The organism is Sphingobium sp. Ant17 (assembly GCF_000588875.1).
Classification (GTDB): Bacteria; Pseudomonadota; Alphaproteobacteria; order Sphingomonadales; family Sphingomonadaceae; genus Sphingobium.
The window spans coordinates 1-20357 of the sequence record NZ_JEMV01000059.1 but is presented as its reverse complement, the minus strand read 5'-3'; the positions used below and the strand labels follow the sequence as shown (position 1 = coordinate 20357).

14 protein-coding genes and 3 pseudogenes are annotated in these 20357 nt (G+C 63.3%); 10 read left to right on the top strand and 7 right to left on the bottom strand.

Annotated features, from left to right (window positions below):
* Positions 1 to 31 precede the first annotated feature (31 nt).
* Together BF95_RS19650 and BF95_RS19645 are read left to right on the top strand one after the other, a co-directional pair.
* A pseudogene (locus BF95_RS19650) lies at positions 32 to 1377 on the top strand (TldD/PmbA family protein).
* The gene (locus BF95_RS19645; RefSeq protein WP_043153721.1) at positions 1364 to 2167 is read left to right on the top strand and encodes a 3'(2'),5'-bisphosphate nucleotidase CysQ; all 804 of its coding nucleotides are present in this window, start codon (positions 1364 to 1366) and stop codon (positions 2165 to 2167) included. The pseudogene BF95_RS19650 and the gene BF95_RS19645 overlap by 14 nt, the downstream one beginning before the upstream one ends.
* A 10-nt stretch (positions 2168 to 2177) precedes the next feature.
* Here BF95_RS19645 and BF95_RS19640 read toward each other — a convergent pair whose 3' ends face one another.
* On the bottom strand, positions 2178 to 2717 hold the full coding sequence (locus BF95_RS19640; RefSeq protein WP_043153718.1) for a hypothetical protein: 540 nt from the start codon (positions 2715 to 2717) through the stop codon (positions 2178 to 2180).
* A 61-nt stretch (positions 2718 to 2778) separates the two neighbouring features.
* A complete protein-coding gene (purD, locus tag BF95_RS19635) occupies positions 2779 to 4056 on the bottom strand; it encodes a phosphoribosylamine--glycine ligase (RefSeq protein WP_043153717.1) in 1278 nt (425 codons plus the stop codon).
* On the opposite strand from purD, the gene xseA reads away from it, so the two are divergent.
* The 3 genes and pseudogenes from xseA (at position 4055) to BF95_RS19620 (ending at position 6640) form a co-directional block, all read left to right on the top strand.
* Positions 4055 to 5560 (top strand): exodeoxyribonuclease VII large subunit, encoded by a 1506-nt coding sequence (gene xseA, locus BF95_RS19630; protein WP_043153725.1) that lies wholly within the window; start codon positions 4055 to 4057, stop codon positions 5558 to 5560. The two genes, purD and xseA, sit on opposite strands and share 2 nt — an antisense overlap.
* Before the next feature lie 20 nt (positions 5561 to 5580).
* Positions 5581 to 5793, top strand: coding sequence for a DUF2093 domain-containing protein (locus BF95_RS19625; RefSeq protein WP_043153715.1), 213 nt, complete (start codon positions 5581 to 5583; stop codon positions 5791 to 5793).
* Positions 5790 to 6640: pseudogene (locus tag BF95_RS19620) on the top strand (M23 family metallopeptidase). The gene BF95_RS19625 and the pseudogene BF95_RS19620 overlap by 4 nt, the downstream one beginning before the upstream one ends.
* Positions 6641 to 6660: 20 nt before the next feature.
* Here the strand turns inward: BF95_RS19620 and BF95_RS19615 are convergent.
* Complete coding sequence (locus BF95_RS19615) at positions 6661 to 7209, bottom strand: hypothetical protein (RefSeq protein WP_043153714.1); 549 nt, start codon at positions 7207 to 7209, stop codon at positions 6661 to 6663.
* Positions 7210 to 7602: 393 nt separating this feature from the next.
* On the opposite strand from BF95_RS19615, the gene BF95_RS19610 reads away from it, so the two are divergent.
* Positions 7603 to 10536 (top strand): TonB-dependent receptor domain-containing protein, encoded by a 2934-nt coding sequence (locus tag BF95_RS19610; protein WP_043153712.1) that lies wholly within the window; start codon positions 7603 to 7605, stop codon positions 10534 to 10536.
* 62 nt (positions 10537 to 10598) lie between these two features.
* Here BF95_RS19610 and BF95_RS29630 read toward each other — a convergent pair whose 3' ends face one another.
* Both BF95_RS29630 and BF95_RS19605 read right to left on the bottom strand, forming a co-directional pair.
* Positions 10599 to 10910: a hypothetical protein gene (locus BF95_RS29630; RefSeq protein WP_235209878.1), complete on the bottom strand. Its 312-nt coding sequence runs from the start codon at positions 10908 to 10910 to the stop codon at positions 10599 to 10601.
* Entirely contained in the window at positions 10903 to 11634 is a 732-nt protein-coding gene (locus BF95_RS19605) for a hypothetical protein (RefSeq protein ID WP_235209877.1), read from the bottom strand. Before BF95_RS19605 ends, BF95_RS29630 begins: the two co-directional genes overlap by 8 nt.
* Before the next feature lie 257 nt (positions 11635 to 11891).
* On the opposite strand from BF95_RS19605, the gene BF95_RS19600 reads away from it, so the two are divergent.
* Positions 11892 to 12149: a hypothetical protein gene (locus BF95_RS19600; protein WP_043153709.1), complete on the top strand. Its 258-nt coding sequence runs from the start codon at positions 11892 to 11894 to the stop codon at positions 12147 to 12149.
* A 52-nt stretch (positions 12150 to 12201) separates the two neighbouring features.
* On the opposite strand, the gene clpB is transcribed toward BF95_RS19600, so the two are convergent.
* A complete protein-coding gene (gene clpB / locus BF95_RS19595) occupies positions 12202 to 14778 on the bottom strand; it encodes an ATP-dependent chaperone ClpB (RefSeq protein WP_043153706.1) in 2577 nt (858 codons plus the stop codon).
* A gap of 103 nt (positions 14779 to 14881) precedes the next feature.
* Positions 14882 to 16504 carry a M28 family metallopeptidase gene (locus tag BF95_RS19590; protein WP_043153705.1) on the bottom strand — a complete coding sequence of 541 codons (1623 nt, stop codon included), beginning with the start codon at positions 16502 to 16504 and terminating at the stop codon, positions 14882 to 14884.
* A gap of 153 nt (positions 16505 to 16657) precedes the next feature.
* Here BF95_RS19590 and BF95_RS19585 point away from each other — a divergent pair.
* The 3 genes and pseudogenes from BF95_RS19585 to BF95_RS19575 all read left to right on the top strand — a co-directional run.
* Positions 16658 to 19524, top strand: a pseudogene (locus tag BF95_RS19585) (M16 family metallopeptidase).
* A gap of 24 nt (positions 19525 to 19548) precedes the next feature.
* Positions 19549 to 19851: a hypothetical protein gene (locus BF95_RS19580; protein ID WP_043153703.1), complete on the top strand. Its 303-nt coding sequence runs from the start codon at positions 19549 to 19551 to the stop codon at positions 19849 to 19851.
* A gap of 177 nt (positions 19852 to 20028) precedes the next feature.
* Positions 20029 to 20357: IS5/IS1182 family transposase (locus BF95_RS19575; protein ID WP_043153700.1), on the top strand; the 329-nt coding region annotated here is incomplete at its 3' end.

The window sequence follows — 20357 nt, the reverse complement described above, 5'->3', positions numbered from 1 at the left end:
TCATTTTCAGTTTCGGGACACCCACGCCTCCATGCTCAGCCTAGAAGAAGCCCAGTCGCGCGCGCAGGATCTGGTCAGCGCCGCGCGCAAGGCAGGGGCGGATGCGGCCGACGCCATCTATGCCTGCAACGCTTCGACCAATGTGTCGGTGCGGCTCGGCGTGTTGGAGGATGTCGAACGATCCGAGGGTGAAGAAATTGGTCTGCGCGTCTTCATCGGCAGCCGGTCGGCCAGCATCTCCGCGTCAGACATGAATCCGGCGACGCTCGCCACGCTGGTCGATCGTGCCGTCGCGATGGCGCGCGAAGCCCCGGAAGATCCTTATGCGGGACTCGCCCCCGAAGACCGGCTGATGAAGAAGCGCCCGCCTGCGCTCGACCTGACTGATGAGGGGGAGCCTGAACCTGCCGCGCTACGCGAACGCGCGCTGCTGGCGGAGGAAGCGGCGCGATCAGTGCCCGGCATCACCAACAGCGAAGGCGGCGGCGCATCGAATGGCCGCAGCCAGGTGGCGCTGGCGACCAGCCATGCTTTGCCGGTGCCTATGCAGGCACCAACCACTCGACCTGGGCCAGCGTGCTGGCAGGCGCAGGGTCCGACATGCAGCGCGACTATGCCAGCCATAGCGTGCGCCATCTTGAGGATCTGGACAATGCCGAGGCAATCGGCATGCGCGCAGGCCAGCGTGCCGTCGCCCGCCTCAATCCGGTGAAGGTGGAAAGCGGCGTCATGCCGGTGATCTTCGATCCGCGGATCGGCTCCAGCCTGCTTGGCCATCTGATCGGCGGCATGGTCGGTCCGGCGATTGCGCGCCGGTCGAGTTTCCTGCTTGAATCGCTGGGCGAAGCCCTGTTCGACGCGGGCGTCACCATCATCGACAATCCGCAGGTGCCACGCGGGCTCCGCTCGCGCCCCTTCGATGGCGAAGGTCTGCCAGTTGCACCGCGCGCGCTGATCGACCGGGGCGTGCTGACCGGCTGGCTGATGGACAGTGCTTCGGCCCGGCAACTGGGCCTGGAACCGACCGGCCATGCCAGCCGGGGCGGCAGCGGCGCGCCGGGCGTCAGCATCACCAACGTCCATATGGAGGCAGGTACGGTGTCGCCGGGCGACCTGATGGCGGACGTGAAGCGCGGCATATACGTCACCGAATTGATCGGCATGGGCGTCAATGGCGTGACCGGCGATTATAGCCGGGGTGCGGCGGGCTTCCTGATCGAAAATGGCGCGGTCGCCCATGCGGTGTCGGAAATCACCATCGCCAGCAATTTGAAGGCGATGTTCCGCGCGCTCATCCCCGCCAATGACCTGCATTTTCGCTATGCCATGAACGTGCCGACGCTGCGCGTGGATGGAATGACCGTTGCCGGGGGCTGAGATAGACCTGCGCGCGATCGTGTCGGCGGTCGCTGATGCTGCCGATCATGCGCTGACCCTTTGGGCGGGGGGCGATACCCGCGTGCGCCAGTGGGAAAAGGTGCCGGGCCATCCGGTATGTGAGGCCGACCTGGAAGTTGATGCGCTGCTGCGCGAGCGGCTGGGCCAGATCGACCCTGAAGCAGGCTGGCTGTCGGAGGAGACGGCCGACACGGTTCATCGCCTGGGCGTGCCGCGCGTCTGGGTGGTCGATCCGATCGACGGGACGCGCGACTATCTGCGCGGACGGCCCGGCTGGGCGGTGTCGGTCGCGCTGATCGAGGACGGCGCGGTTCGGCTCGGCATATTGGCCGCGCCCGCCCGCAACGAATATTGGATCGCGCAGGCGGACGGCCCGGCGACGCGCAACGGGCAGACGCTGCGCGCGGGCGACCGCACGACGCTGCCCGGCGCCCGCGTGCCCGCCGATCAATTGCCCCGCGTCGACCGCGATTTGGTGACGGTGGAAAAGCCCAACAGCATCGCGCTGCGCATGGCGATGGTCGCGGCGGACGAGGCCGATCTGGTCGCCACGGTACGCTGGGGCAATGAGTGGGACGTCGCCGCCGCCGCGCTGATCTGTCAGCGGGCCGGGGCGACGGTCACCGACGCCCTGGGTGCGCCCATGCGCTTCAACCGGCCCAAGCCGACCGCTTTCGGCTTGCTCTGCGCCGCGCCGGGCATCCACGCCGCCGCCGCCGACCGGTTATCGCCGCGCGCCCGCGAAATTCTGGGCAACGTACCGGGCTGACCGTTACGTCTTACAATTTGCCATATTGCGCTTCGAACCCGGCAATATCGCCCGCAGCCAGATATTTCGCCTGATCAACCCACTGGTCGCGGATCGGACGGCCCTTGAAATTGCCCAGCCTTGCGTCGATCGCGGCGATGTCCGTGTCGGTCCAGGCGGCGATCTGTGCAAAGCGGGTGATGCCAAGGTCCTTGAGCAACGCCTTGAGTTTGGGGCCGACGCCCTTCATGCGCAGCAGATCGTCCTCGCCCGCTTCCGGCGCGACGGCAGCCACGGGCGCAGGCGCCTCCGCTTCGACCACCACGACGGGCTCTACCGCAACCGGCGCTACGGCGACGGGTTCGACGGCTACCGGTGCAATCGCAACGGGCGCAACGGGAACGGGCGGGGCGACCGGCACGGCTGCAACCGGCATCGTTTCCGCTTCGACCGCAGCAGGGGGGGCAACCTCGTTCATCTTGCCCTTGCCCGACAGCAGGAAGACAAGGCCGATGATCACCAGCAGACCCACCAGCAACCACAGCCCATAGTCCATGAAAAATTCCTGCATCACGCGCCTCCCTGAATATCGTGCCGCTATGTAGGGACGCTTTGTCCCGAACGGCAAGCCTTCACCCCTGTTCGCGCGCAACCTCGCGCCAGCCGATGTCGCGGCGGCAGAAGCCGGTCGGAAAATCGATCGCATCGACGGCGGCATAGGCGGCCGCCTGCGCTGCGCCGACATTCTCGCCTGTCGCGGTTACATTGAGCACGCGCCCTCCATTGGCGACCAGCGCACCAGCCTGTTGCGCCGTCCCTGCATGGAACACCATCGCGCCACGCGCCTGCGCCGCATCGATTCCCTGAATCGCGCCGCCCTTTTCCGGCGTGCCTGGATAGCCATTGGCGGCCATCACGACGGTCAGCGCCGTGCGGTCGGCCAGTTGCACCGGCCCCTGCTCCGCCAACGTCCCCTGCGCGACGCTCAGCAACAAATCGACCAGGTCGCCATCGAAGCGCATCATCAGCACCTGGCATTCGGGGTCGCCAAAACGGGCATTATATTCGATCAGCTTTGGTCCCTCATCGGTCAGCATCAGCCCGGCATAGAGGACGCCCGAATAGGGCATCCCCTCCGCCGCCATCGTCGCCACCGTCGGCGCGATGATCGTGTCGATCACCTGGCGCTCCAGTTCGGGCGTCAGCACGCGCGCGGGGCTATAGGCACCCATGCCCCCGGTATTGGGGCCGGTATCGCCATCGCCGACACGCTTATGATCCTGCGCCGACCCAAAGGGCAGGATCGCGCTGCCATCGGTGAGCGCAAAGAAGCTGGCCTCCTCGCCGGTCATGAACTCTTCCAGCACCACTTCCTCTCCGGCCGCGCCGAACGCGCCGGAGAACATGGTGTCCAGCGCATCGAGCGCTTCCTCGCGTGTTTCCGCGATGATCACACCTTTGCCCGCCGCCAGCCCATCGGCCTTGATCACCACCGGCAGCGTGAAATCGTCCAGCGCGGCGATCGCGCCGTCCTTGCTGGTGACGCGCTGATAGGCAGCGGTCGGAATATGGGCGCGCTGGCACAGATCCTTGGTGAACCCCTTGGACCCCTCCAGTTGCGCGGCCTTCTTGTTGGGGCCAAACACCGGAACGCCCATGGTGCGCAGATTATCGGCCAGCCCGTCCACCAGCGGCGCTTCGGGACCGATCACCACCAGCCCGATCGAATGGCGGGTGCAGAAATCCAGCACGGTGCGATGATCCGTCGCGTCGAGGTCGACCAACGTGGCATGCTGGGCTATGCCAGGGTTGCCCGGCGCGGCGTAGAGCGTATCGAGCCGGGACGATTGCGCCAGCTTCCACGCCAGCGCATGTTCGCGGCCACCGCCGCCAAGCAAAAGGATGTTCATGTCGCCCAAGTCCCCGGATTTCGATGCCTATGACAGTTCGGGCCGCCTGTTAGCGGAGGAACGCGCAGGCGACAACGCGCCGCCGCTCTCGGTCAGTGAATTGTCGGGCATGCTCAAGCGCACGGTCGAGGACCGCTTCGGCCATGTCCGCCTGCGCGGCGAGATTTCCGGCTTCAAGCGCGCCGCGTCAGGCCATCTCTATCTCGCGCTCAAGGATGATAATGCGGTCATCGACGGGGTGATGTGGAAGGGCGGGGCGCAGCGGCTGGCCTTTTCGCCGCAGGATGGGGTGGAGGTGATCGCCACTGGCAAACTCACCACCTATCCCGGCCGCTCCAAATATCAGATCGTGATCGAGCGGATGGAATTGGCGGGCGAAGGCGCGCTGATGGCGCTGCTCGAAAAGCTCAAGGCCAAGCTTGCTGCCGAAGGGCTGTTCGCGGCTGATCGCAAGCAGCCTTTGCCCTTTCTGCCGCGCACCATCGGTGTCGTCACCTCGCCCACCGGCGCGGTGATCCGCGACATTCTCCATCGCCTCGCTGATCGCTGCCCCACCAACGTCCTGGTCTGGCCGGTATTGGTGCAGGGCAATGGTGCCGCCGAGCAGATCGCGCGGGCAGTGCGCGGCTTTTCCGCCATGGACGGCAACGGCCCCGTGCCCCGGCCCGACCTCGTCATTGTCGCGCGCGGCGGCGGGTCTATCGAGGATTTGTGGAGCTTCAACGAGGAAATCGTCGTCCGCGCCGTCGCAGACTGCACCATCCCGATCATCTCGGCGGTCGGGCATGAAACCGACACGACCCTGTGCGACCATGCCGCCGATCGCCGCGCGCCCACGCCGACTGCAGCGGCGGAGATGGCGGTGCCGGTGCGCGCCGACCTGCTCGCCACCCTCGCTGAAATGGGCCTGCGGGCCGGACGCGCGGTCCGTCGCAATGCGGCGCAGGCGAAAGAGCGCCTCGACATGCAGGCGCGGCTCATGCCCACTCCCGACATGCTGCTTGCGCCGCAGCGGCAGCGGCTCGACCAATTGTCCGAAGCGCTGGCTAGCGGCCTGCGCCACCGCATCGCCGACGCCCGCGCGCAACTGGGGCAGGCGGGCGGCGCGTTGCGACCGGCGCTGCTCCAGCAGCAACTGGCCCGTGCGAGCGAGCGGCTCGACCGGTTGCGGCCGCGTCCCGATTATCTGGCGCGCGTCTTGACCGACCGCGCGACCGCTTTCGACCGGGTGTCGCGCCATTTCACCTCGCTTGATTCCGACCGGCCGCTGGCGCGCGGCTATGCCCGCGTGATGGCAGGAGGGCGGCTGATACAGTCCGTTGCGGCGGCGCAGGGCGCAGGCGCGGTGACGCTGCATTTCAAGGACGGAACGGTCGATGCAACCGTCGGGCAGGGCGCGGCCTTGCTTGAGCAGCCCGACCCTGCCGCTATATCGTCAGCACCACGCGCGCCCCGCAAGGCGCGCAGTGCTGACGCACCGCCGCAGCAAGATCTTTTCTCCTGACCGCATGAAAGGCCCGACTGATGCTGATGTCCAACCGCGACCGGATCGCCCGGCTCCATTATATGCCCTACAGCTTCCGTGTGCTGCAGGCGGGGGATCATGTGCTGTGCGCCATGACGGGGCGGAAGATCGCGCTGGAAGACCTACGCTATTGGAGCATCGCCCGGCAGGAACCCTATGCCAGCGCGGAAGCATCCGTTGAGGCCGAACGCGTAGCTAAGCGCATCGGATGAAGTCGCTTACCTTTGCCTTGCTGTTTGCCTTTGCCGGAACGTCGAGCGCCGCGCCACTGGCCGGGCCTGGGGCCGGGCCTGTCGATCTCCGACTCACGGGCACAATGATTCAGGGCGGAGTGGTGGCTGGCACCGCGCCCGCCGATACGGTTGCGCTTCGTTTGGGCGACGAATCCGTCGCGATCGATGCCGATGGCCGCTTTCTGATCGCCTTCGATCGTGACGCCGCGCCGACCGCCCGGCTGACGGCGGAACTCGCCAACGGGCGGACGATCGAGAAAAGCCTGACCATCGCTCCGCGCGCCTGGCGGATTGAGCGGATCAATGCCCCGATGCGGCCGTCCAGCAGCACGGCCGCCTTCTTGGCGCTGCGCAAGCCCGAACTGGCGCAGATCGTGGCCGCCCGTGCGCTCCACACCGATGCCCAGGGCTGGCGGCAGCGCTTCATCTGGCCAGCCATGGGGCGCATTTCCGGCTTGTTCGGGGCGCAGCGCGTCTATCAGGGCAGCCGGGTGCCTATCATGGTGGCGTCGATGTCGCGGGTGCGACCGGCACACCGGTTGTCGCGCCTGCCGATGGTGTGGTGATCCTGGCGGCGGTGGCCAAGCCTTTCACGTTGGAAGGCCATCTGCTGATGATCGACCATGGCCATGGTCTCAACAGCGCTTTCCTTCATCTGTCGCGAATCGATGTAAAGCCGGGCGACACTGTCACCCAAGGGCAACGCCTCGGTGCGATCGGCGCGACCGGCCGCGCGACCGGCCCGCATCTCCATTGGGGTATGAAGTGGAACGCCGCGCGCATCGACCCGCTGTTGATAGCAGGGCCAATGCCGCAAGGGCGGTGAAGAAAGGCGGATGAAGCGGTCTAACTGACCCGCTTCATCCGCACGGCGCGGCCGCCCGCCACCTTGCCCATGAAGCTGCCCATGGCGGCGCGCTTTAGTTCGATCGTCTGGCCGACCTTGGGGTCGCGCGCCGTCATCGCTTCGGTGGTGGCCCATACCGCGCCATCTTCCAGCCCGATCTGCCACTTGCCATATCCAAGGCTGCGCACGGAAGCGATCACCGCTTCGATTTGATCGACTCCCTCGACCTTTGCCTCGCTGCTGTCATCCGCTTCGCCCCCGCCCAAAAAGGGCAGCTTAGGGAAGGAAAAGCCGAACAGCGTCTTGCGGGTCTTATTGAGTTCGCTCTTGTCCAGCACGACCACTTCGTCCCGCTGGGCAGCGGCGTCGATCGCGCCGACCTGACGATCAAAGCAGGCCAGTCGCTCTGCATCCTGCGCAACGGATCGGCACTGCAACAAGTCCGTGAAAATCTCTGGGCGCGGCTGCTGGCGCTTTGGTGCAGCGCTGGCGCTTCCGGTCATGAGGCACAAAAACACCCCCAGCAGACTCATGCTCAGATGCTTCATGCCGTCTCTCCTCATCAATCAACCCGAGATCGTCCTAGCATGCCTCGGCTGAAAACAAGGTCAATATATCGCAGGATCGCCACAACCTGTCGCGTCTGTGTCACTATCAACCGATCGCTGGACAGGTGCGGACATCAATGGGTTGTCAAACGGCGCTCGAACGAAATAATGTTACTAAACAGCCGTAAAACAGCTCTACCACGCTCTTGTTGCATTTATGATACAGCCACATTTAAAAGCGGTGAATGCCCTTTTCCCGCGCTTTACAGCGCCCTGCTCCCCGCGCAGTTTCACGGCCATGCATATGGGGGGATCGCTGTCGGGCACCTTATCCCTCCATAAGTAGAAATAGTGGCAGGACATCTGCCAACCTCCAGAGCAAGGGACTGGACCGTGAAGACATTTTCAAAGAGGGCACTTCTGCGTGCCAGCGCCGCACCGGCGATCCTCGGTGCGTCGCTGATCGCAACCGCCGCATTCGCACAGGAAGCGCCACAGGCCGCTGGTGCAGAAGCGGGCGACACCATCATCGTTACCGGTTCGTTGATCCGCAATCCGAACCTGGCGTCATCTTCGCCTGTTAACGTTACGACTGCTGATGAAATCGATCTGCAGCAGGCCAACGTGGCAGAAGAACTGCTTCGCGAGATTCCAGGGATCGTTCCGAGCATCGGCTCGGCCGTGAACAACGGCAATGGTGGTTTCTCGTTCGTCAACCTGCGTGGCTTGGGTTCTAACCGTAACGTCGTGCTGTTGGACGGTGTACGCGTCGTTCCAGCTGAACTGAACGGCCGATTCGATCTCAACAACGTTCCATTGGCCCTGATCGAGCGTGTGGAAGTCCTGACTGGCGGCGCATCGACCACCTATGGTGCCGACGCCATTTCGGGTGTCGTCAACTTCATCACCAAGTCCGATTTTTCGGGTTTTGAAGCCAATCTTGCTAACCAGATCACCGACGAGGGCGACGGGCATACCGTTCGTTTCGACGTGACCACCGGCGCGAATTTTGATGACGGTCGTGGCAACGTCGTGCTGGGCATTGGCTATCAGCAGTCCGACCCGGTATATCAGGGCGCGCGTAAGATCGGTCAGAATACCATCGGGTCTATTTCTGGACAGGGTGCCGGTTCGGGTACGTCGATCCCCTCGCGCTTCAGCGTTCCCGGGAGTGGCACGTTGCAGGTTGCGCCGGATGGCCAATCGCTTGTTGGCACATACGCCCCCTTCAACTTTGCGCCCGCGAACATCTTCCAGACCCCGTTCGAGCGCTACAACATCTACGCCGCCGGTCGCTATGAGATCAGCGATGCTGTCGAAGTCTACAGCCGGGGCATGTTCACGAAGAACACGGTCAGCACCATCATTGCGCCTTCCGGTTCGTTCGGTATCGCCGTTGATATTCCGCTCAGCAATCCATTCCTGACCTCTGGCATTCGTAATCAGTTCTGCGCAGGCAATGGCATTTCGACCGCTGCATGCGATGCGGCCGCTCTTGCCACGGATCCCAACGATCCAAACTATCAGACTGTGACGAGCGCAATGTTCCGTCGTGCAGCCGAAGTAGGCCCACGCATCAGCGATTACACGAACACAGTGTTCGACTATCGCCTCGGTCTGCGTGGTGGCATCACCGACACGATCGATTGGGACGTGTATGGTGCCTATGGTGAAAGCGACCAGGTTCAGACGATCAAGGGTTACACGCTCAACTCGCGCGTCCAGGAGTCCATGCTGGCAACCAATACAGCAACCTGCCTGAGCGAAAATCCAGAATGTGTGCCTATCAACTGGTTCGCGCCTAGCGTTGGTGGTATCTCGCCGGAAGGCGCAGCTTTCCTCACCGCCAACAGCACTGTGCAGACCCGTACCACGCTGGCTCAGGCTCGTGCGACGATCAGTGGTGACTTTGGCGTTACTTCGCCGTGGGCGGCACAGCCAATCGGCTTCGCGATCGGCGGCGAATATCGTAAATATGGTGCGACCCAGCAGTCCGACGAATTGGCCCGTTCCGGCGATCTCGGCGGTGCAGGTGGCGCGGCCCCCAATATCGACGGTGGCTATGATGTTTACGAAGCCATCGGTGAAATCGTCCTGCCGCTCATCAGCGACAAGCCGTTCTTCGATGAACTGACGATCCAAGCTGGGGTGCGTTACTCCAACTACACGATCGACGCACCTGGAAAGCCGGGTTACAACACCACGACATGGAACGTGAAGGGGACCTGGGCTCCGACGCAGGGGATCGGCATCCGCGGTGGCTATTCGCGCGCTGTCCGTGCACCCAACATCGCGGAACTGTTCACTCCGGTGAACACTCTGCTGACCAACCTGACCGATGATCCATGCGCGTCGATCAATGACGAAGGCCAGCGTTTCGCACCGGCTCCCACCGGTGTATTGCGCGACGTCTGTCTTGCGCAGGGTGCCACGCCCGGCAACGTTGAAGCGATCAATGCTCCGATCGCTGGCCAGGCCAACGTAACGACCGGCGGCAACCTTGCTCTCGGGCCGGAAACGTCGAACAGCTACACTATCGGTGCAATCCTGACGCCGGCGTTTATTCCCGGCTTCAGCATGTCGGTCGATTATTACAACATCAAGATCAGCGGTGCGATCACCACGCCTTCGCCTGATGATGCTGTTGATGCGTGTTTCGGTGCGGGTAACCTCAGCGTTTCAAACCCGGCTTGCACTATCATCCGGCGCGATCCGCTCACGGGCGGTTTGAACGGCGATCCGAACACCACGGGCGGCCTGTTTGCTGGTCTGTCCAACCTGGGCCGTCTCGCTACGGATGGTATCGACGTGATCATGAACTATCGTCGTGATGTCGGTTTTGCGACGCTGGCGATGGCGTTCAACGGTAACTGGACGAACAAGTCGACTTTCCAATCGACGCCGAGCGACGTCAATCGTGATTGCGTTGGTTTGTACAGCGTGAACTGTGGTTCTCTGCAGCCGGAATATCAGTGGACGTTGCGGACGACACTGGCCTTTGAAAGCATGGACCATTCGTTGGTCTGGCGCCATCTGGACGGTTTCCGCTCGGAAAACGGTGGTCTTTTCGTTGGAACGCCGATTGGCTACACCGGTGAAGAAGATTTCAACACCATCCCGGCCTATGACTACTTCGATTGGACATCGCGTTTCAACGTGAGCGACAACGTCACTCTGACGCTGACCGTGCAGAACATGTTCAACAAGAAGCCACCGATTGTCGGTTCGGACGCTGGCCCGACCTCGTGGAACAGCGGCAACACCTATCCGTCGACCTACGACGCTCTGGGTCGTCGCTATGGTGCTGCTATCAAGCTGCGCTTCTGATCCTGTTATACATCGCAAAAGGAAAGGGTCGGCAATTTGCCGACCCTTTTTTTATGGGACATTTATGATCTAAGAAGTGGGTTGGGCAGTTCCATCGCAATGGTTCGATTGGTAGCGATCACTCGTGCCCATTGTTCAACCTTATCGATCTCTTCTGCGTGGATGCTGCGGCCCATTGCCGCGGCTTCTGTCCGATTTACTGCCGTGAAGGCTTCACCATTTTTGCTATTATGATTGAACAGATCGGTCGACGCGACAGCGCTGATGCGCTCCATATGCGTATCGAGATCGAAATGTCGGGCTAGTTGGCCTAGGCTTTCGCTCGGTTTAGCGATGAACATATCGCTGTTCAACGTGACGACCCGGTCACCCAAAGCGCCTGCCAATTTTTTGAAACTGCATATGTTGGGCGAGCCAACCGATGGCAGCAACTTGAATGTCGGTGAGACCGAGATAGTCGGCGGGGGCGATGCCAAGATCAATCATCCCTTCCCGCAGCAGCTTTTTCAAAAGGTCGCGGACCCAGAGCCGCCCTTCCATGCCTTTGCGGGCGATGGACGTCAGATAATCGGCCAGTGGCGCATGGAGCAACACGGCGCGTGACTGGGGGCGTAACGCCATCAAAGCTGGAATCATCGGGTTTGCAATGCTGGACGGCTTTACGATGATAGCTTCACCCTGTTCAAAGGGTCGTGCCATCAGCGCAAGGCCATCGTCGAGCACCTTTGCTACCTGCGGCCCTGTAGCACCCCGATGGCGCCAGCCAATGATATCGTTGAACAATACAGGCTCTTTCAAACCCATTGAGATGCCGGGCAAATCAAATGCAGAGGCCAACAACGTGGAGCAGCAGAAGGCAGAATGGAATATGAAATGGATGGGTGCTGGTGGCATAGCGTGAATCATGGCGGTCGCACGGGAAACGGCGCGGCGCTCGACACCTTCACCCAGATATTGGTCGGTTAAGAACGGCATTTTGCGGTGCCGCTGACGCGACACGGATACCATATGAAAGCAATCTCGCGTTGCATCATAGCGATGGGGCAGCCATTCCGCGCTACCCATGATAGTTTCGATACTTGGCTTCGTCATTGTCATGATTGCCGTGTTGGCATGGTGGATTATCGGAAACAAGTTATCGTCAGGCCGGATTCCCTGTGGCAGACCCAAGCTGGTAGGATTTTTCAAAGCTGTAGATTGCAGCTAGACGCGAAGGCTGCACTTTGGGCTTGCCCATCCACGGCAGTTGTCACAGATTTGATGTATCGACCATCGCTCGCGCTGAATGTGGGCCTAGCCTGTCAAATCTGGTTATGACACGAGCAAAATTGGATTGATTACCAAGGAGAATTATTATGCCATTCCTCAAGGCCGTGATTGCATCCAGTTTATTGTTGTTGCCCGCGCCTCTGCTGGCAGATGAGCGCCCCGCTTTGAACCGTAATGATCCCGATGCGATCCGGTGTCGGAAAATAGAAGTCATCGGATCATTGGTGCGTAAAACCCGCGTCTGCAAAACCAACGCCCAATGGAAGACGATAGTGGACCATCAAAGCCGCGAAGCGCAGGATTTGGTCGACCGTAATCGCAGTGGTACAGTCATGAGCAACTGATCAAGCCGATCCGTCGGAGCGACGATTGTCGCTCCGACGGATCGGTTAATGCTCAAACCCTCAGCACCAGCGCTCCATCGCCATCCTCGACCTGTACCGTCGATCCGTCGGGCACCTGCCCGCGCAGGATCATGTCGGCGAGGGGGTCTTGCAGATAGCGTTGTACCGCGCGCTTCAAGGGGCGCGCGCCATAGACCGGATCATAGCCGACGCGGCCGAGCCAGGCGCGGGCGCCGTCGGTCAGGTCGAGGATGATCTTGCGGTCCTTGAGCAGCTTGCCGACCCGCGCGACCTGAATGTCCACGATCGGGGCCATATGCGCGGCCCCTAAGCGATGGAACAGGATAACCTCATCTAGCCGGTTGAGGAATTCAGGCCGGAAATGGCCGCGCACGACGTCCATCACCTGATCCTCGACCTTTTCGACCGGCTCGTCGTCGGCGAGGCCCGCAATATATTGGCTGCCCAGGTTCGATGTCAGCACGATGATCGTGTTGGTGAAATCGACCGTGCGACCCTGCCCATCGGTCAGGCGGCCGTCGTCCAGCACCTGGAGCAGGATGTTGAACACGTCGCCATGGGCTTTCTCGACCTCGTCGAACAGGACGACCTGATAGGGGCGACGGCGCACGGCTTCGGTCAGGACGCCGCCTTCCTCATAGCCGACATAGCCCGGAGGCGCGCCGATCAGCCGGGCGACGCTGTGCTTTTCCATGAACTCGCTCATGTCGATGCGCACCATGGCGTTGTCGTCATCGAACAGGAAACCGGCCAGCGCCTTGGTCAGCTCGGTCTTGCCGACGCCCGTGGGGCCAAGGAAGAGGAAGCTGCCGAGCGGCCGGTTGGGATCTTGCAGCCCGGCGCGGGCGCGGCGCACGGCGGTCGATACGGCTTTGACCGCATGCGCCTGGCCGATCACGCGCTTGCCCAGAGTCTCCTCCATGGCGAGCAATTTCTCGCGCTCGCCGGTCAGCATCCGTTCGACCGGAATGCCGGTCCAACGGGCCACGACGCCAGCGATGTCCTCGGCGGTCACTTCCTCGCGCAGCATCGCGCCTTCCGACGCGGTGGCCGCTTCGGCCAGCCGCTTTTCCAGCGCCGGGATGGTGCCGTAGGAGAGCTCGCTCATCTTCGCGAGGTCGCCCGCGCGCTGCGCCTGCTCCAGTTCGAGCCGGGCGGCGTCGAGTTGCTCCTTGATCTTGGCCTCGCCTGCGATCTTGTCCTTTTCCGCCTGCCAGCGGCTGGTCAGTTCGCTCGATTGCTGTTCCAGATTGGCAAGATCGGCCTCCAGCGCGGTCAGCCGGTCCTTGGATGGCTGATCGCTCTCCTTCTTGAGCGCTTCCCGCTCGATCTTGAGCTGGATGATGCGGCGATCGAGATTCTCGATCTCCTCGGGCTTGGACTCCACCTCCATGCGCAGGCGCGAGGCGGCCTCGTCCATCAGGTCGATCGCCTTGTCGGGCAGGAAGCGGTCGGTGATGTAGCGGTTGGACAGCGTCGCCGCCGACACGATCGCGCCATCGGTGATCCGCACACCATGGTGCAGCTCATATTTTTCCTTGAGGCCGCGCAGGATCGAGATGGTGTCCTCGACCGTCGGTTCGCCAACGAATACGGGCTGGAAGCGCCGCTGGAGCGCGGGATCCTTCTCGACATATTTGCGATATTCATCGAGCGTGGTCGCGCCGATACAATGCAATTCGCCGCGCGCGAGAGCGGGCTTCAAAAGATTGCCTGCATCCATCGCGCCTTCGGATTTTCCCGCGCCGATCAGCTGGTGCATCTCGTCGATGAAGAGGACGACATGGCCGTCTGCGGCCTTCACTTCGTCCAGCACGCCCTTTAGCCGTTCCTCGAACTCGCCGCGATATTTCGCCCCCGCGATCAGCGCGCCCATGTCGAGCGCCATCAAGGTACGGTCCTTGAGCGTGTCGGGCACGTCGCCATTGGCGATGCGCAGCGCCAGTCCTTCGGCGATGGCGGTCTTGCCAACGCCGGGTTCGCCGATCAGGACCGGGTTGTTCTTGGTCCGGCGGGCGAGAATCTGGACGGTGCGGCGGATTTCCTCGTCACGGCCGATGACGGGATCGAGCTTGCCGTCGCGCGCGGCTTGGGTCAGGTCGCGGGCGAATTTCTTGAGCGCGTCATAGCGATCCTCCGCGCCTGCCGTGTCGGCGGTGCGGCCCTGGCGCAGGCTGTTGATCGCGGCGTTGAGCGCTTCGGGCTTCACGCCCGCTGCGCTAAGCGCCTTACCCGCCGCTGTGGTGGTGGCCAGCGTGAGCGCAAGGAGTAGCCGCTCGACGGTGACGAAACTGTCGCCCGCCTTGGCCGCGACCTGTTCGGCCGAGTCCAGCACGCGCACAGCGTCATTGTCGAGGCCCGGCGTCTGCTGCGCGCCGCTGCCTGAGACGGCGGGGATTTTCGCCAGCGCGGCGTCGGTTTCGCGCAGGGCGGTCGGCGCGTCGCCGCCAGCCGCCTTGATCAGGCCCGATGCCATGCCCTGCTCATCCTCCAGCAGCGCCTTCAACAGATGGTCCGGGCTGATCCGCTGATGGTTCATGCGGATCGCGACGGTTTGCGCCGATTGCAGGAAGCCTTTGGCGCGGTCGGTGAATTTTTCGAGGTTCATAACATGCCTTCTGGAAGAACGGGCCCTTCGTGATGCTGCCCCTCATGTGGTGTTGCCTAAAAAGCACACAAGGGGCGATACGCAATTTCCGCAGGCTGGCGATTTACTTGGGGCTGGGGGCCTTGGGCTGGTCGGCGGCAAAGGCGTCGCCGAAGAAATCCTGCGCATACCAGCGTGGTGCTTCCGGCGCGTCGGCGATCTGGCGGGCGATGGCGTAGTTGACGCGGGCGAATTTGGCGGCGGCATTCCAGTTGAAGGGCAGGTCGATCTGGTCGGATGGTTGATGATATTGGGTCTTGAGGAAATGTTCGAACGCGGCTTTGCCCGGCCCGGCGAAACCGGTCATCAGGAAGACGGCGGGTACGCCTTCCTGCACGAAGCGATAATGGTCAGAGCGGGTAAACAGCCCTTCGGCGGGCAGCGGGTCGGGCGACAGGGCGACGCCGACCGATTGGGCGGCGCGATCGACGATCGGGCCGAGGGTCGAATGTTCGGCGCCGAAGGCCACGACGTCCTGGAAGTCGTAAGTCAGGATCGGCATGTCGAGATTGACGACGGCGACGAGCTTGCCGCCTGCGGGCAGGACCGGGTGCTTGGCGAGATATTGCGAGCCGAGCAGCCCGTCCTCTTCCGCAGTCACGGCGGCGAACAGGATCGAGCGTTTGGGCCGTGCGCCGCCTTCCGTAAAGGCCTTCGCCACCGCCAGCATGGTCGCGGTGCCCGACGCATTGTCCATCGCGCCGTTATAGATTTTGTCGTCGCCCTTCGCGCTCTGCTTGACGCCATTATGGTCGAGATGGGCCATCAACAGCACATATTCATGCGCCAGCGTCGGATCGGAGCCGGGCAGCATCGCCAGCACATTGGCCGAGGGGGCCGTGCTGACGGAACTGGCGCGCTCCAGCGTGACGAGGGGCTGGAGGGCAAAGCCCTTGGGGCGGCCACCCTTCTTGCCTGCCTGCTCCAGGATGGCGGCGAGATTGCCGCGCGACCCGGCGAAGAGCGCCTCTGCGGCCGGGCCATGGACCGTGGCGGTGGCGCGGATGGCGGGCGTGCGGACATAGGGCTGGCCCTGGCCGTCGATCCAGCTGACGACCGGATCATTGCTGCGCTCGCGCAGCTTGTCCCAGGGCATGCGGGCGAGCAGGCTGGGGCTGGGCAGAGTGATGAGGCCGATGGCCCCGGCCTTCTGCGCCGCCAGCGCCTTTTCAGCGGCAAGATGCGCGCCGACTTCGCTGGGCATACCGACGGGCGAGCCGGAGAGGGCGACCGCGAATTTGCCCTTGAGGTCCAGCCCGGCATAATCGTCGATCTTCTCCCGATCCGATTGCAGGCCATAGCCGACGAACACGGCCCCGGCGGCGATGCTCTGCTTGGCCTCGCGGCCGAAGCCGGCGATCGCGACATCGGTGCCATTGGCGAACCGCTGGCCGCCGATGGTGAGCGCGGCGGGCGCGGTCTTGTCGAGATCGGCCAATGCCAGCGTTACCGGCTGATACCAGCTATCCTTGACCGCCTGGGTCAGGCCGAGCGCGGCGAAGCGGGCGGCGACGAAGCGGGCGGCGATGTCATAGCCGCGCGTGCCCGCATCGCGTCCTTCGAGCAGGTCGTCGGCGAGGAATGTCACGTCGGCGCGGATCGCGTCGGGGGAGAAGGTCGGTTCCTGAGCGAAAGCCGGGGCGGCGAGGGCAAGCAGGGAGACGAGGACGGGAAGGCGAAAGCGCATGGGTTACTCTTTTAAGGTCGATGATGGAGCGGAACCTATCGTCGCGGTTCGCGCTGTCCAGCCGTATGCGTATTGCGCTGCTAAAACGCCCCGCTATTCTAGCGCCATCCTGCGGGCGGTTTCACCCCGCTGCTTTTGTCAGAAGGCTCCTTCATGATCCTGTCTTCCCTGCCGCGCCGCCTGCCCCTGCTGATCGGCCTGTCCATGCTGGCGATGACGCCCGTGACCCAGGCGGTGGCGCAGGGCACCGCCGCCATCGCCGCGCCCGCGCCGCTTTCCAGCCTCGTGTCGGCGGTCGATATTCCCTATGAAGAATTCACGCTGAAGAACGGCCTGCGCGTCATCGTCCATACCGACCGCAAGGCGCCGGTGGTGGCGGTGTCGGTCTGGTATCATGTCGGATCGCGCTTCGAGCCTGCGGGCAAGACGGGCTTTGCGCATCTGTTCGAGCATCTGATGTTCTATGGGTCGGAAAATGCCGATGGGCCGTTCTTCGGGCGGTTGGAGGATATCGGCGCGACCGATTGGAACGGGACGACCTGGTTCGATCGCACCAACTATTTCGAGACGGTGCCGACGGGCGCGCTCGACCGGGCGCTGTTCCTGGAATCCGACCGGATGGGCCATTTGCTGGGCGCGGTGACGCAGGCGAAGCTGGATACCCAGCGCGGCGTCGTCCAGAATGAAAAGCGCATGGGCGAGAATCAGCCCTATGGCCTGGTCGAATATGCGCAGCTCGCCGCGCTGCTGCCCGAAGGCCATCCCTATCGCCACTCCACCATCGGCTCGATGGCGGACCTGAATGCCGCGAGCCTCGCCGATGTGCAGATGTGGTTCAAGACGCATTATGGCCCGAACAATGCCGTGCTGGTGCTGGCGGGCGATATCGACATGGCGACCGCCAAGAAAAGGTGGACCGCTGGTTCGGCAACATCCCCGCGGGGCCGCCGCCCCAGGATGTGGACGCGACCGTCCCGACGCTCGACAAGGATGTCGAGAAGCTGATGAAGGATAATGTCGCGGCGACGCGGCTGTATCGCAACTGGGTGGTGCCGGGCGTCAATGGCGCGGACCTGCCCGCGCTCGACCTGGCGCTGTCTGTGTTCGGCGGGCTGGGATCGTCGCGGCTCTACACGACACTGGTGCGCGACGAGAAGTTGGCGGTCGGGGTCAAGGCCAATGTCCAGCCGTTCGAGAAGCTGAGCATTGCCGAGATCACGGTGGACGTGAAGCCTGGCGAAGATGCGGTGGCGGTGGGCAAGCGGCTCGACCAGCTGCTGGCCGATTATCTGACCAACGGGCCAAGTGCCGACGAGGTGCAGCGCGCTGCGACGCAGCGGGTGGCGGGGACGATTTCGGGGTTGGAGCAGGTCGGCGGCTTTTCCGGTAAGGCGGTGACGCTGGCCGAAGGCGCGGTCTATTCGGACGATCCGGCGACCTACAAGAAGGATCTGGCCGCCTATGCCGCGGCGACCCCGCGCCAGGTGACGGAAGCGGCGCGCAAGTGGCTGGGCCGGCCGGTATTCCGCCTGACGGTGGCACCGGGCGAACGGACGGCGGCGGATAATGCGCTGGCGGGCAATGCCACGATGAAGCCCGCTTATTTCCGCGATCCCGATGCGCCTGCGCCGACGGCCGCAACGCCGCCCAAGCCGACCAAGATCGCCGAACCGCCGATCGAGCTGGTGGCGGACCTCGACTTTCCGCCGGTCGAACATGCCACGCTGAGCAACGGCATTCCGGTCGTCTTCGCGCGCCGCGCCACGGTGCCGACGGTGCGGGTGTCGGTGGCGTTCGATGCGGGCAATGCCGCCGATGATCGGGCGAAGCTCGGCACGGCGGCGCTGACCACGGCGTTGCTGGACGAAGGGACCAAGACCCGCAGTTCGCTCACCATCGCGCAGGAGCAGGAGCGGCTGGGCGCGGCGGTGAGCGCGGGCAACAGCATGGATCGCACGACGGTCGGCCTATTCGCGCTCAAGCCCAATCTGGATGCCTCGCTTGGCCTGCTGGCCGACGTGGTGCGCAATCCGGCCTTTGCCCCTGCGGAGGTCGAGCGGCTGCGCGGGCAGATGCTGACGCGGATCGCGGCGGAGAAGACCGAGCCGATGGCGATCGCCCAGCGGATGCTGCCGCCCTTGCTCTATGGCACGGCGCATCCCTATGGCATCCCCTTCACCGGGTCGGGCACCGAGAGCGGGGTCAAGGCGGTGACGCGGGCCGATCTGGTCGCCTTTCACGACGGCTGGCTGCGGCCCGACAATGCCAAGATCTTCGTGACCGGCGACACGACGCTGACCGAATTGCTGCCCTTGCTGGAAAAGCGCTTTGGCGACTGGAAGGCCCCGGCGGCGGCGAAGGGGACCAAGCTGTTCCGCATGGACCGGATGGCGCGCCCGGCGCGGATCATCCTGATCGACAAGCCGCAAAGCCCGCAGTCGATGATCCTGGCGGGTGTGCTGACCGCCAAGAAGGGCACCGACAATCCGGTGACGCTGCAGTCCGCCAACGAGGTGCTGGGCGGCAGCACGACGTCGCGGCTGACCATGGACCTGCGCGAGACCAAGGGTTGGGCCTATGGCGCGGGGACGGCACTGCCCGGCGTCAAGGACACGATCCCGCTGCTGGTCTATGCACCGGTGCAGAGCGACAAGACGGGCGAGTCGATCATCGCGGCGCGGCAGGACATCAAGGATTTCCTGACGAGCAAGGGCACGACCAAGGCCGAGCGCGACCAGACGATCAACGGCCAGATACTCTCGCTGCCGGGCAGTTTTGAAACCTCGTCGGACCTGCTGGGCGCGATGATGCGCAACGACCTGATTGGGCGGGCGGATGATTTCTACGAGACGCTGCCCAAAATCTATCGGGCGATGACGGCCGCCGATTTCGACAAGGCGGCGCGCGAAGCGATCAACGCCGACGGGCTGATCTGGGTCGTGGTGGGCGACGCCAAACTGGTGCGGCCACAGCTTGACGCGGTGGGCTTGCCCGTAGAAACAGGCACATTGGCTGATTGACGGCCACGTAAAGGAGTGAATGAAATGGCAACTGTCGATGGCGCTTATGATTGCGTGGCCAAGACGCCGATGGGCGACCAGAATGGCGTGTTCACCGTCGTCAGCAGCGGGGACCGGTTCAACGGCACCTTTGCCGGGATGATGGGGTCGCTGGACGTGGTCGATGGCAAGGTCGCGGGCGACACCCTGACCTGGAAGATGGAAATGACCATGCCGATGCCGATGACGCTGGAATGCGAAGCCACGGTCAGCGGCGATGCGATTACGGGCACGATGCAGTTGGGCGCGTTCGGGGCTTCGGCCTTTACGGGGACGCGGCGGGCCTGACGGGTTGGGGGTTCGGGCGCGGCCCGGACCCCAAGCCATTCCGCAAAGCGGACAGCGACCCGGACATAGGTTGCGACTTGTGCCAATTTGATTAGTTAGCTGGACACCCGCAAAAACTCTGGCGGATTTAGGTTATTCGTGATTCATTGATTGGGCAGCCATTGGAGGTGACGAGCCATGGACCCCAAGTCTCTTTTCAGCCTGAACGACCATCTTGAGATGCTGAGCTGCCACGGCGATCCGCTTGAGATCCTGGAACGGACAGTGGATTTTGAGTATTTCCGGGTCTGGCTGGTCGAGGGACTGGGTTATGGCGATGGCAGCAAGGGCGGTCGCCCGCCGTTCGATCCCGTTGCCATGTTTAAAATCTTGATCCTGCAGACCCAGCATAATCTGTCCGATGCGCGGATGGAGTATATGATCCGGGACCGGCTCAGCTGGATGCGGTTTCTGGGCTTTGCGCTGGGTGACCGCACCCCCGACGAGAATACGATCCGGCACTTTCG